The organism is Mesorhizobium sp. M1A.F.Ca.IN.020.04.1.1 (assembly GCF_003997315.1).
GTDB lineage: Bacteria > Pseudomonadota > Alphaproteobacteria > Rhizobiales > Rhizobiaceae > Mesorhizobium.
Window position 1 is genome coordinate 49,248 of sequence record NZ_RZSN01000002.1, and the last position, 12,027, is coordinate 61,274.

At 63.0% G+C, this 12,027-nt stretch carries 16 protein-coding genes; 6 read left to right on the forward strand and 10 right to left on the reverse strand.

The window, feature by feature from the left end; genetic code table 11:
- Positions 1-102: 102 nt before the first annotated feature.
- Together EOA49_RS01285 and lgt are read right to left on the reverse strand one after the other, a co-directional pair.
- On the reverse strand, positions 103-1,170 hold the full coding sequence (locus tag EOA49_RS01285; protein WP_127242996.1) for a class I SAM-dependent methyltransferase: 1,068 nt from the start codon (positions 1,168-1,170) through the stop codon (positions 103-105).
- Positions 1,167-2,021 carry a prolipoprotein diacylglyceryl transferase gene (lgt, locus tag EOA49_RS01290; protein ID WP_127240502.1) on the reverse strand — a complete coding sequence of 285 codons (855 nt, stop codon included), beginning with the start codon at positions 2,019-2,021 and terminating at the stop codon, positions 1,167-1,169. The genes EOA49_RS01285 and lgt overlap by 4 nt, the downstream gene beginning before the upstream one ends.
- A gap of 132 nt (positions 2,022-2,153) precedes the next feature.
- Here lgt and EOA49_RS01295 point away from each other — a divergent pair, with 132 nt between their 5' ends.
- The 3 genes from EOA49_RS01295 to EOA49_RS01305 all read left to right on the forward strand — a co-directional run bounded on the left by EOA49_RS01295 (position 2,154) and on the right by EOA49_RS01305 (position 3,656).
- A complete protein-coding gene (locus EOA49_RS01295; RefSeq protein ID WP_066994397.1) occupies positions 2,154-2,456 on the forward strand; it encodes an accessory factor UbiK family protein in 303 nt (100 codons plus the stop codon).
- A gap of 321 nt (positions 2,457-2,777) precedes the next feature.
- Positions 2,778-3,278 (forward strand): YbjN domain-containing protein, encoded by a 501-nt coding sequence (locus tag EOA49_RS01300; protein WP_066994911.1) that lies wholly within the window; start codon positions 2,778-2,780, stop codon positions 3,276-3,278.
- An 18-nt stretch (positions 3,279-3,296) separates the two neighbouring features.
- Complete coding sequence (locus EOA49_RS01305; protein ID WP_066994400.1) at positions 3,297-3,656, forward strand: tRNA-binding protein; 360 nt, start codon at positions 3,297-3,299, stop codon at positions 3,654-3,656.
- On the opposite strand, the gene EOA49_RS01310 is transcribed toward EOA49_RS01305, so the two are convergent.
- The 5 genes from EOA49_RS01310 to EOA49_RS01325 are packed head-to-tail and all read right to left on the reverse strand — an operon-like array spanning position 3,648 to position 7,622.
- A complete protein-coding gene (locus EOA49_RS01310; RefSeq protein ID WP_067326588.1) occupies positions 3,648-4,712 on the reverse strand; it encodes a glycosyltransferase family 1 protein in 1,065 nt (354 codons plus the stop codon). The genes EOA49_RS01305 and EOA49_RS01310 overlap by 9 nt on opposite strands.
- Entirely contained in the window at positions 4,700-4,861 is a 162-nt protein-coding gene (locus EOA49_RS32500; protein ID WP_164746746.1) for a hypothetical protein, read from the reverse strand. Before EOA49_RS32500 ends, EOA49_RS01310 begins: the two co-directional genes overlap by 13 nt.
- Before the next feature lie 54 nt (positions 4,862-4,915).
- Positions 4,916-6,331 carry an ATP-binding protein gene (locus tag EOA49_RS01315; RefSeq protein ID WP_082953957.1) on the reverse strand — a complete coding sequence of 472 codons (1,416 nt, stop codon included), beginning with the start codon at positions 6,329-6,331 and terminating at the stop codon, positions 4,916-4,918.
- A 51-nt stretch (positions 6,332-6,382) separates the two neighbouring features.
- Positions 6,383-7,102: a response regulator transcription factor gene (locus EOA49_RS01320; protein WP_059188911.1), complete on the reverse strand. Its 720-nt coding sequence runs from the start codon at positions 7,100-7,102 to the stop codon at positions 6,383-6,385.
- On the reverse strand, positions 7,089-7,622 hold the full coding sequence (locus EOA49_RS01325; RefSeq protein WP_127216859.1) for a MarR family transcriptional regulator: 534 nt from the start codon (positions 7,620-7,622) through the stop codon (positions 7,089-7,091). Before EOA49_RS01325 ends, EOA49_RS01320 begins: the two co-directional genes overlap by 14 nt.
- 262 nt (positions 7,623-7,884) lie before the next feature.
- Between EOA49_RS01325 and EOA49_RS01330 the strand changes: the two genes are divergently transcribed.
- Complete coding sequence (locus EOA49_RS01330) at positions 7,885-8,778, forward strand: branched-chain amino acid aminotransferase (RefSeq protein WP_127240503.1); 894 nt, start codon at positions 7,885-7,887, stop codon at positions 8,776-8,778.
- 345 nt (positions 8,779-9,123) lie between these two features.
- On the forward strand, positions 9,124-9,765 hold the full coding sequence (locus tag EOA49_RS01335) for an MBL fold metallo-hydrolase (RefSeq protein WP_067326594.1): 642 nt from the start codon (positions 9,124-9,126) through the stop codon (positions 9,763-9,765).
- 66 nt (positions 9,766-9,831) lie between these two features.
- On the opposite strand, the gene EOA49_RS01340 is transcribed toward EOA49_RS01335, so the two are convergent.
- The 3 genes from EOA49_RS01340 to EOA49_RS01350 all read right to left on the reverse strand — a co-directional run bounded on the left by EOA49_RS01340 (position 9,832) and on the right by EOA49_RS01350 (position 11,097).
- Positions 9,832-10,242 (reverse strand): BA14K family protein, encoded by a 411-nt coding sequence (locus tag EOA49_RS01340; protein WP_127240504.1) that lies wholly within the window; start codon positions 10,240-10,242, stop codon positions 9,832-9,834.
- Between the two features lie 190 nt (positions 10,243-10,432).
- On the reverse strand, positions 10,433-10,645 hold the full coding sequence (locus tag EOA49_RS01345) for a cold-shock protein (protein ID WP_006202521.1): 213 nt from the start codon (positions 10,643-10,645) through the stop codon (positions 10,433-10,435).
- A 239-nt stretch (positions 10,646-10,884) separates the two neighbouring features.
- Complete coding sequence (locus tag EOA49_RS01350) at positions 10,885-11,097, reverse strand: cold-shock protein (protein ID WP_006202520.1); 213 nt, start codon at positions 11,095-11,097, stop codon at positions 10,885-10,887.
- Positions 11,098-11,554: 457 nt separating this feature from the next.
- On the opposite strand from EOA49_RS01350, the gene EOA49_RS01355 reads away from it, so the two are divergent.
- Entirely contained in the window at positions 11,555-11,950 is a 396-nt protein-coding gene (locus tag EOA49_RS01355; RefSeq protein ID WP_066994414.1) for a Kazal-type serine protease inhibitor domain-containing protein, read from the forward strand.
- The last annotated feature ends 77 nt before the right edge of the window (positions 11,951-12,027 follow it).

Below are 12,027 nucleotides of genomic sequence, written 5' to 3' on the forward strand. Positions count from 1 at the left end.
GTTTGTTGTCCGCGTGGGCGATTTCGTCAAGGTGGAGTTCGGTTGGGGGATGTGAGGCTCGGGCAAGTGGCAGGGTCAGCTTGCACGGGTTGCCCGCCGATGTCAGCCAGTTTTCGCGGCTGGCAGGATCTTCATCACCTTGAACAGCTCGCCCATCGCATCGGGGCCGGCAAGGCGCTTGACCGCCTCGGAAATCGCCTGACGCGCGACATCATCGGCCCGGGCGCCCAGCGCGCCGGCGCGCTCGAGCAAGCCCATGCCGAGCAGGAATTCGCTCTGCGTGGTCAGTTCCGCCTGGAGGCCGTGCTCCCGGACGGCTGCGGCCAACGCGGCGAAATCGACGTGAGCGGTAAGATCGGCCCCGCCGGGATTGGCCAGCACGTCTTCGTGATCGTGCCTGCGCACAGCCTGCAATGTGTCGCCGAAGCCCGGCTCAAGATGGCCGTAGTCGATGAACAGCCCGGCGCTGCCATGGCCGGCGATACGCTCGGCAATCGCTGTCATCAGCGCGGCGCGGGCCGGCGCCACCTCGACGATGGCGCCTTGCAGAGCATCGGCCGCGCCGGCCGGCAGCAGCGCCGGGTCGACGGAACCCGCGCCGGCGAAGAAATGAAGATTGTCTTTCTCGTCGAGCCCGACCATGCGCTCGCGCCAGCCGGCGCCGACATAGACGAACTGGCGGATCGGCACGGCGTCGAAGAGTTCATTGCCGACGATGAAGAGCGGCTGCTGCGGCAGCGTGTCGATGGTTTGGTGCCAGCTCAGGGCGGGGCTCTGGCCGGCAAGCGTCTCTTGCTGGATTTCGGCCAGGCGCGGACTGGTCTCGATCATGGCGAAGGAAGCCTCGGCGGCAAGCGCCGGATCGAGGCGGGACCAGGTGCGCAGCATGTCCTTCATCAGCGTGCCGCGACCGGGGCCGATTTCGGCGAAGGTGGCTGGCAGCGGACGCCCGCCGCCTTGCCAGGCCTGGTAGAGCCAGACGGCGACAAGCTCGCCGAACATCTGGCTGATCTCCGGCGCGGTGACGAAGTCGCCGGCGGCGCCGAAGGGCTCGCGCGTCGTATAATAGCCGTCCTCAGGGTCGAACAGGCAGAGCGCCATGTATTCGCTGACCGGGATCGGCCCCACCGCGCCGATCAGGCCGATGATGCGCTCCTTCAGCCTGGTCATGCCGGCTGCGTCTGCGTCGTGGGCTTTGCGGTGGCCATGGCCCAGATGCCGGCGAGCACCATCGGCGAGGACAGGACCATGCCCATGGTCAGCCAGTTGGTGCCGAGCAGATAACCGAGCTGCTGGTCAGGCTCGCGGAAGAACTCGACGAAGATGCGAGACAGGCCGTAGCCGCAGATGAAGGCGCCGCCGACGAAGCGCGGTGTCTTCAGCTTCAGCCGCGAGTGGGTGAGAAAGCGCAGCACCAGGAAGAGCACAAGACCTTCCAGCAGCGCCTCGTAGAGCTGGCTGGGATGCCGGGTGAACGGGCCGCCATTGGGGAATTCGATCGCCCAGGGCACGTCCGACGGACGGCCCCAGAGCTCCGAATTGATGAAATTGGCCACACGCACCAGCCCAAGGCCGACCGGCACGCCGGCCGAGACGACGTCAAACAGCGTCCAGGTATGAATGCCGCGCTTGAGCGAAAAGAGGGTCATGGCGAGGATCACGCCGAGCAGTCCGCCATGGAACGACATGCCGCCCTGCCAGACCGCCAAGGTGTCGAGCGGATGCGCGATATAGCGTGGAAGGTCGTAGAAGAGGACATAGCCGGTGCGCCCGCCGAGCACCACGCCGATCGCCGCCCAGACGATGAAATCGTCAAGATCCTCGGGCTTCATCGGCAGCTTGCCGTCCGGCCAAAGGCTGGCATTGCTGACCAGGCGCTTGGCGTACCACCAGGCGAACAGAATGCCGACGATGTAGCCGACGCCATACCAATGCACCGCCAGCGGCCCGATATGGACGATGACCGGGTCGATATTGGGGAAGCGCAGGGAGGCCAGCGGCAGCAGGAAATATTCGCTCAAACTGGGTCGCTCCGGTTGCGGTCGTCTATCGGGCGCGGACCATGCGGCAGGGTTTTGGCGGGGTCAAGGCACGCTTCGCTTGCAATCCGTGCCGCGCGCCACTACGTCAAAATAATCAAGCGAGGATTTGCCATGTCGACCGGAACGAACCGCATTCTCGACGAATTCGCCAAGCTGATGACCGATGCCGCGGGGGCAGCCCAAGGCGTCAGGCGCGAGATGGAGACGGCTTTCCGCAGCCAGGCCGAGCGCCTGCTCAACTCCATGGATGTGGTTAAACGCGAGGAGTTCGAGGCTGCGCGCGAGATGGCCGTCAAGGCAAGAGAAGACAACATCCAGCTTGCGGTGCGCGTCGAAGCGCTCGAGGCCAAGCTCGCCGAATTGACCGGGCAAGCCGCACCTGCGGCTGCGGCGAAGCCCAGATCAAAAAAATAATCGTAAACTTTTCCACAAAGCACGATCCGAAAAATCGCTTTGCCGTGAATCGCTTACCGGCATTGCATGAATCTTTTTGACAGCGCCTTTCCACATGCGAATGACGCAGTGCGAAAAATTGGGCTGTTCACGCGACTCCCGATCAATAGACTGAATTTGTTGCATGATTCGAAGCAGGATCATGCGCCGGGCGGTGGGGTCCGGTTGGGGTCTTTGCGTTTGGAAAGTCCTGGCCGTCCGAGTTCTAGACAAGATTGTTCGTTGTGCGTGCCCTCTCTCGCAGAGCGTGTGGCGGCGCTCTCAGAACGACAGGAAGCATTCATGGAACTCCTCGAACTCGAATTCTCCCGCGAAATCCACCCGGTGGACGTCATCGAGCAGGTGGCCCACAACAATGACTGGTCCTTCGAACGCGCCGGCGACGACGAGATTTCGATTTCGGTAACAGGCAGTTGGACCGACTATCATGTCTCCTTTTCCTGGATGGAAGATTTCGAAGCGCTGCATCTGGCCTGCGCGTTCGACATCAAGGTGCCGGAAACGCGCGCGCTGGAGGTGATGCGACTCCTTTCGCTAATCAACGAACAGATGCTGTTTGGCCATTTCGACCTGTGGGAGCAGGAGGGCGCAATCATGTTCCGGCAATCGCTGCTGCTCGCCGGCGGGGTCGAGCCGTCGAGCCAGCAGGTCGAGGTGCTTCTGTCATCGGCGTTAGAGGCCTGCGAATGCTATTTCCAGGCCTTCCAATTCGTCGTCTGGTCGGGTACGTCGGCCAAGGACGCGCTGTCCAGCGTGCTCTTTGAAACCCATGGAAGCGCCTGAGCGAAGCCAATACCGCCGATGAGTTCCAGCAGCGAGCGCAAGCCCGAGATCAGCTTTGCCGATTTCGATCGTGTCGACATCCGTGCCGGCACGATCGTCGAGGCTGAGCCCTTTCCGGAGGCGCGCAAGCCGGCATTCAAGCTGAAGATCGATTTCGGCCCGGCGATCGGGGTGAAGAAGTCGTCGGCGCAGATCACCAAATATTATGCGCCGGAGACGCTGATCGGCCGACAGGTCTTCGCTGTGGTCAATTTCCCGCCGCGTCAGATCGGCCCGTTCATGTCGGAAGTGCTGACGCTTGGTTTTCCGGACGAGGAGGGCGCCGTCGTGCTCGGCGCCATCGAGCGCAAAGTGCCGGACGGCGGGCGTCTATTCTAGAACTAGCCTGGGCCGGCCTGACGTCACCGCGTCCCGATCGGCGCGCTTGCGCGGTATCCCCAGCGCTTCTTCGACCACGTCCAGGAACATCTCGGCGCATGCCTTCCAACTGTAGCGCAGGGCGCGCTGGCGCGCCTCCGCGCGGTCAATGCGAAGCGCCTTGAGCGCCGCCTCGCGCAAATCCTCGGACACGGCCCCGCCGACCCCGTCGCCGACGATGTCGATCGGTCCGGTCACCGGATAGGCGGCCACCGGCGTGCCGCTGGCCAGAGCCTCGATGATGACATTGCCGAAGGTGTCGGTGCGGCTCGGAAAGACGAAGACGTCAGCCGAGGCGTAGATTTCCGCCAGTTCGTCGTTCGGGCGATGGCCGAGGAAATGCGCGTTCGGATAGCGGGCGCTGAGCTTTGCCAGTTCCGGCCCTTCGCCGACCACCACCTTGCTGCCGGGGAGATCGAGATCGAGGAAGGCGGTCAGGTTCTTTTCGATCGCGACACGGCCGACGCAGAGGAAGATGGGGCGGGGAAAGCTGGTGTCCTTGCGTTTGTCCGGCCGGAAATGATCGGTGTCGACGCCGCGAGTCCAGGGCCTCAGCTTATCGAAGCCGCGCGAGGCAAGGTCGTCCGCCAACGATTGCGTGGCGACCAGCGTGCCCTGTCCGGAATTGTGGAAGTCGCGCAGCCAGTTATAGGCCCACCTCTCCGGCACCGGCAGGCGGGCGCTGAGATATTCGGGAAAACGCGTGTGGTAGCTGGTGGTAAAGGGACGGCCGGCCTTGCGGCAGTAGCGGCGCGCCATGATGCCGAGCGGCCCTTCGGTGACAATGTGGATGTGGTCGGCCTTTCCCGCTTCGATCAGCCGCGCGACATGACTGGGGGTTGTCAAGGCGAGCCGAATGTCCGGGTAGGTCGGCAGCGGCAAGGTGCGGAAGATGTTCGGCGTCAGAAAATCGACCTGGACTTCGAAGGATTTCAGCGTTTCGGTAAGCCGCTCCAGCGTGTGAACCACGCCGTTGACCTGCGGTCGCCATGCATCGGTGACCATCAGGATTCGCATGGCGACCCTTCGCACAGATTCTTGGGCGCGCCGGCACGATGGCGGAACGGCAGCCAGGCTGCAGCTCGCGCTTCGCTCCAGCGCACCCGGGCGGGTGCGGGATCGAAGCGGGGCGGCATGGCCGAATCGATAAAGGTCGCGCGCTTCATGCGCGCTCTTGACCATGATTTCATGACGGGGGGATGAAGGCCGTCTTTGTCCGACTAAGCCGGCACCTTGATCACGGCTCGCAAACCGCCCAGCGGGCTGTCTTCAAGCATGATGTCGCCGCCATGGGTTCGGGCGATGTCGCGGGCGATCGACAGACCAAGGCCGGTGCCGCTGGCATCGAGATTGCGCGCTTCGTCGAGCCGCAGGAATGGCTTGAACACTTCCTCGCGCTTGTCCGGCGCGATGCCGGGACCGTCATCGTCGATGGTGACGGTCAGCGAGCCGCGGCCGTGATTGGCATGGACCTCGACCGTCTTGGCATATCGGAAAGCATTGCCGATGACATTGGACATCAGCCTGGCAAAGGCGTTCGGCCGCACATGCACGGTCGGATCGCCGGTCAGTGTCGTCGACAGCTTGCATTTGCGCAGTTGCGCTTCCTCGCCAAGCTTCTGGAAATAGGCATCGAGATCGAAGCGGCCGGTGTCTTCCGCCGCCTCGCCGCGGGCAAAGGAGAGATAGCCCTCCAGCATCGACTGCATGTCGTCGATGTCCTGGTTCAGCGCAGCCTTGGTCTCGGCCTTGCCGCCGGCCAGGGCCAACTGCAGCTTGAAGCGGGTCAGAATGGTCCTGAGATCATGGCTGACGCCGGTCAGCATGGCGGTGCGCTGCTCGATCTGGCGCTCGATGCGCTCGCGCATCTGGATGAAGGCGAAGCCGGCGCGGCGCACTTCCTCCGCGCCGCGCGGACGGAAATCGCGCGGCATCGGCCGGCCCTTGCCGAAGCTCTCGGCGGCTTCGGCCAATGTCAGGATCGGCCTTATTTGATTGCGCAGGAAGGGGATGGCGATCATCAAGAGCACCAGCGAGGTGCCGACCATCCAGATCAGGAAGATATGGGTGTTTGAGGCATAAGCCTGGCTGCGACGCACGAAGACGCGCAGCACCTTGCCTTCGAGCTGGACGCGGACCTCGACGACATTGGAGTTGCCGACCGTGTCGATCCAAAAGGGACGGTTGATCTGCCGGGTAATCTCCGACGACAGGGCCGTGTCGAGGATTGAGAAGAACGGCTTCGGCCCGGGGGCCGGCAGGGGATCGGGCGGCAGCAGATCCACTTTCAGCTGCATGCGGTCTTGGGCGATGCGGATGATGTTGGCGTAATCGGCGTCGTGGGGATAGGTCTCCATCATGTCGATGATGGCAGCGATGTCTGCGATCGTCGCCTGCGACAGGCGTTGGGTAACTGTCTGCCAGTGGCGCTCCATGAAGACGAAGGCAACGACCGACTGCAAAAGGATCATCGGCGCGATGACGATGATCAGGGAGCGGGCATAAAGCCGCTTCGGCATGTAGAGCGCGACCAGGCGCCAGAACCGGTTCCAGGCGCGCGGCATCGCCCTCAGCGTGCGCAAAGCGAGATCGCCGAGGCTCCCGGTCTTGGGCTTTTCCAGTTGCGTGGTCGCCATTCGCCCTTCCGCTCGTAGACGGCCATTCAGCCAAGGCCGTCTGCGAGCATGTTATTCCACGCTGAGCCGATACCCAATACCGCGCACGGTCTGCAGCCACACCGGATTTGACGGATCGCGCTCGATCTTGCGGCGCAGCCGGTTGATCTGGACATCGATGGTCCGCTCGCCGACATCCGATTCGTCGCCGACGAGCTCGTGCCGAGGTATGGTTTCGCCCGCCCGGGCGGCGAAGATCGCCAGGATTTCCTGCTCGCGGTCGGTCAGCTTCAGCGCCTCGCCGCCACGCTTCAGTTCGCGCTTGGCGATCTGGAACGTGTAGGGGCCGAAGACGAGCTGCTCGACTTTCGGCGTCGCCGCCGGGCCGCCGCGGCGCAGGATGTTGTTGATGCGCAGTATGAGCTCGCGCGGATCGAAGGGCTTCGGCAGATAGTCGTCGGCGCCGGCCTCGAGCCCGGTGATACGGCTGTCGGTTTCCGACAGCGCCGTCAGCATCAGGATCGGCACGTTCTTCTCGGCCCGTAGCGCCTTGGTGAGGTCGACGCCGGTTTCGCCGGGCATCATGACGTCAAGCACGAGCAGGTCGAAGTCCAGCCCCGCGAGCTTGCGCCGGGCCTCGCCGGAGTTGCCGGCAACGGTGACCCGAAAACCGTTCTCGGACAAATATTGCTTGAGCAGATTGCGAATGCGGGTGTCATCGTCGACCACCAGCAGATGCGGCGCATCATCGCCGGGCGCTGCCGGATGATCAACCTTCTCAGTGGTCTCCATTTTTCTTCCCCGATGTTTGCGCAGGCACAATGTCGATCTGCGCTCTAAGTTCCGGATTGACCATCGCCTCGAGGAATCTCTCGATCGAGGCGCGCTCGGCGGTCCCGGAATCCTCCAATGCAGCACGGATGCGGCGCGACTGTGGCCGTGCCAGCGCCAGTGCCAGCGCGCGGCCCTTGGCAGTCGGATAGAGCTCGCGCTGCCGGCGGTCGCGCAACCCTTGCACCTGGACGATATGGTCCGTGTCGATCAGCTGCTTCAACACCCGCGCCAGGCTCTGCTTGGTGATCTTCAGCACGTCGAGCAGCTCGGCAACCGTCAGTCCGGGTCTGCGGTTGACGAAATGCAGGACGCGGTGATGGGCACGGCCGAAGCCGTAATCGGCAAGGATCTGGTCGGGATCGGAGGTGAAGTCGCGATAGGCGAAGAAAAACAGCTCGATGATGGCAAAGTCGATGCCGTCCTCTTCGGTGATCGCCGTCCTGATCGGTTTTCCGGCTGCGGGGCTTCGATCCGTCATCATTTCTCCATGCCAGCGGGGAATTACGTCAGTACTGTTGACGTAATTTCCCGCAAATGATAATTTTTGACAAGCTTTTCGGCGGATTGCGAACGAAAAGGCAAGCGGAAGCCGTTTTTCCGGAACTTCCTAAGTTTGCCAGGGATTGAATATCCGCCTACGCTTCCAGACACAGGCCGGCGGTTTCGGACCCAGTGGCGGGGCCGATACGAAAGGCCGTATGACACAACGATTGGCGGGCGCCCGCCCGCGGGAGGTTTCCATGGCATCCGTTCCCTTCGATCAACTGGACGGCTTCATCTGGATGAACGGGGAGTTCGTCAAATGGGGCGAGGCCAAGATCCACGTGCTGACCCATGGCCTGCACTATGCCAGCGCCGTCTTCGAGGGCGAGCGCGCCTATGGCGGCCAGATATTCAAGCTCACCGAGCACAATGAGCGCCTGCATGAATCGGCGCGCCTGCTCGGCTTCAAGATTCCCTACTCGGTCGGCGAGATCGACGAGGCTTGCCGCACGCTTCTGAAGAAGCAAGGTTTCAAGGACGCCTATGTGCGTCCGATTGCCTGGCGCGGCAGCGAGCAGATGGGTGTTTCGGCGCAGAACAACCGCATCAACAGCGCCATCGCCATCTGGCAGTGGCCGAGCTATTTCGACCCGGCGCAGAAGCTGAAGGGCATCCGCCTCGACGTCGCCGAATGGCGCCGGCCCGACCCGCGCACCGCGCCATCCAAGTCCAAGGCTGCCGGCCTCTACATGATCTGCACGCTTTCCAAGCACGCCGCCGAGGCCAAGGGCTACGCCGACGCCATGATGCTCGACTGGCGCGGCCAGGTGGCGGAAGCCACCGGCGCCAACATCTTCTTCGTCAAGGACGGCAAAATCCACACTCCGACGCCCGACTGCTTCCTCGACGGCATCACCCGCCGCACCGTCATCGGCCTGGCCAAGGACCGCGGCTTCGAGGTGATCGAGCGCGCCATCATGCCCGAAGAGCTCGATGGCTTTGAGCAGTGCTTCCTTACCGGCACGGCCGCGGAAGTCACGCCGGTCTCGGAAATCGGCCCGTACCGATTCGAGGTCGGCGAGATCGCCAAGACGTTGATGAACGACTATTCTGCCGCGGTGCAGCCAAAGCACGCCATCGCCGCAGAATAGCGATAGTCACAGCCTTTTTGTGCAAACGGGGCGGTTTCGGGCCGCCCCTTTTATTTAGGCGCCTGCGCACCAATTCGGCGTCTCATGGGTGCGGGCGATCCGGCGACGGCAGCGGAGCAGCCGGTGGGACTGGCAGGGCGATGGGCATACAAAGCATCATCGTCGGCGCCGGCCCCATCCTCACCGACATCATGCGCGCGGTCATGACCGTGATGAAGAATAGGCTTGGCAGAATTTCAGGCTTCCCATGGACCGGCTGTGGCCGCCCATTTCTTTTAGAGGGATCACCGGTGGACGCAGTCGGCTGTGCCCTCTACATCAGGGCAACACCTCGAAAGGAAAGCCATGGGTCAGCTCAATGCCGGCATCGTGCCGGTCACGCCCTTCCAGCAGAATTGCACCATTCTCTTCGACATGGACGACAAACAAGGTGTCGTCGTCGATCCCGGCGGCGACGTCGACAAGATAGTGGCGGTGCTCAAGGACAACGCGATCAGGGCGAAGGCGATCTGGATCACTCACGGCCATATCGATCATGCCGGCGGCGCGATGGATCTGAAGGATGCACTCGGCATCGACATCATCGGCCCGCACGAGGCCGATCGGCCGCTGCTTGCCAATCTCGAGACCCAGGCCAAGCGCTTCGGCCTTACCGATCCGGTGCGCAATTGCATTCCGGACCGTTTTCTCAGCGAAGGCGACACGGTCTCGTTCGGAGAGCATGTGTTCGAGGTGCTGCATTGTCCGGGGCACGCGCCGGGCCATGTCGTCTACTACAACCGCGCGGCCAAATTCGCCCATGTCGGCGACGTGCTGTTTCGCGGCTCGATAGGCCGCACCGATCTGCCGGGCGGCGATCACGCCGCGCTGATCGCCGCAATCAAAGACAAGCTGCTGCCGCTCGGCGACGATATCGGCTTCATCTGCGGTCACGGTCCGGGCGGCCGCTTCGGCGAGGAGCGCCGGACGAATCCCTTCCTGACCTGATCCTCTGCGCAAAGAAAAAGCGCCGCTGGAGGGCGGCGCTTTTGCCTGGACTGGAAACCGCAAGTCTTAGTTGGCAACACAGAAATGCTGTTCGCCATCGTTGCCGGTGAATGTGCCGGTACGCGAGTTGAAGGTGCGGTAGCGGTCGGAGCAATACTCGTACCATTCGCGGGTCCACGGCTCGGCATAGCGGTCGGCATAGACGACGCGCGGCGGTACATAGTAGCGGCGAACGGGGCGGTCGACATAATAGCCGTCATCATAGGCTGGATCGTAGTATCTCGGCCCCGGGTTGCTGAGCGCACTACCGATCAAGGCGCCCGCCGCCAGGCCGACAACGCCCGCGGCGACGGCGTCGCCGCCATGATAATGACGACGATGCCAGCGCCCATCATCAGCATTTGCCGCCGAGAAGGTGGCCAAAGTGGTCGCGGCGACGCCGGCGGTCACAATGGCGGTCTTGAGAATTCGGTTCATTTTCGGTCTCCTTCGCGCCGGCCCGCGTATTTCAGGGGATGCGGGTCGGCTTTAGCAGGGGTTAGTAGAAGACCGTGGCTGAACGGAGGCTGAACGGCACTGCGCGAACGATTTCGCGGCTCGACAAAATTCCGAGCTCTGCGGGAGCGCCCCGCCTGCTCAGTCTCCGTCGGATCTGTCTTGAGCCGGCTTAGCCGATAGACAGGTTGACGGCCTTCGGACCCTTGCCTCGCTTGTCGGGCTCGGTGTCGAATGTCACTTTCTGCCCATCCTCAAGACCGGGAAGGCCCGACGCCTGCACGGCCGAAATATGGACGAAGACGTCCTTCGCGCCATCGTCGGGCGTGATGAAGCCGAAGCCCTTGGCATGGTTGAAGAATTTGACGGTGCCGGTCTGCGGCATGGGAAGCTCCTTTGATCCCATCAAGTCAGTCTCGGGCCGGCAAATTGCCCGAGAGGAAATTTGTCCTTTATTTTAGCGCTATCGGCAAGAGAAAGTTTTCGCCTGCCAATACAACTATTTGCCGGACAAAAAAGGGCGCGACGGAACCGTCGCGCCCTCGAAAACTCAAGCTTCCTGCGAAGCCGATTCATGATCCTGCCGCGCCGTTCATCAGCGGAAGGACAGGCAGCGTCGCCCGCTCAGGCGGCGCGGAGGTTGACCGCCTTCGGACCCTTGCCCATGCGGTCAGGCTCGACGTCGAAGGTGACCTTCTGGCCGTCGACGAGCGTACGCAGGCCGGAGGCCTCGATCGCGGAGATGTGGACGAACACGTCCTTGGCGCCGCCGTCAGGCGTGATGAAGCCGAAGCCTTTGGTGGCGTTGAAGAACTTTACGGTGCCGGTCTGGGCCATGGGGGAAACTCCTTCACCCGTATCAGTCTCGTGGGCTCGCCCGCTTCCTTGGGCTGATCCCGGTGTTGCTTCGGCAGTCATGCATTCGCGCATGGTCAAAGCCCCCGCCGAAAAACGGGGCCGTCAGAGATTCACACTATCGGGGAAAGGTCGTCCAAAACGTGCCGCTCTCCGGGTCGCAAATGCCCGAACACCAAATTTATTACACGGAAATGTGATGGTTGCAAGACAGCACCGCGGGCGGCCCTCGGCGCGCCCAACGCGAGGCCATCGATAGACCCGGCGCCATGACCGGTCATCGGCCAGTGAAAAGCCGGGCATGGGCCAGTGCGAGAAGCCGACCGGCGATAAATTTCGCCCCGGGCAAAGCACAAGCCGGGGTTGCGTTCGATCCCAAAATGGCGAGGAATTGCGCGAGCTGGCGCGATCGCGCCTGAGCCAGATAGGAGAGGGACCTATGCGATTTCTTGCGGCAATCGTTTCGCGGCAGGGCCTTGTCGCCCTGCTACTGTCGGCATTGCTGGCGGCCTGTACCGTGGTCGTCGACGAAGGACCGCGTCCGCGTCCGCCGAGGCCGCATCCGCAGCTCTGCACGATGCAATACGAACCAGTGTGCGCAAGACGCGGCGGCGACCGCCAGACCTTCGCCAATGCCTGCCTGGCGGAGCGGGCAGGGTATCGCATCGTGCGTGACGGGCCTTGCCGGGATGGCGGCGGTGGCGGCGAGCAAACCTTCTGCACCCGCGAATACGCGCCGGTCTGCGCCAGACGCTACGGCGAGGTGCGCACTTTCCCGAATGCGTGCGAGGCCCGCGCGGCGGACTATCGCATCATCGGCGACGGGCCTTGCTAGCGGCATTGCGGGCAAGTCCTCGGAGCGCTGCCCACACACTTGCATCTGCCGCCCGCTTGGCTTAGGTCCGGCGGGCG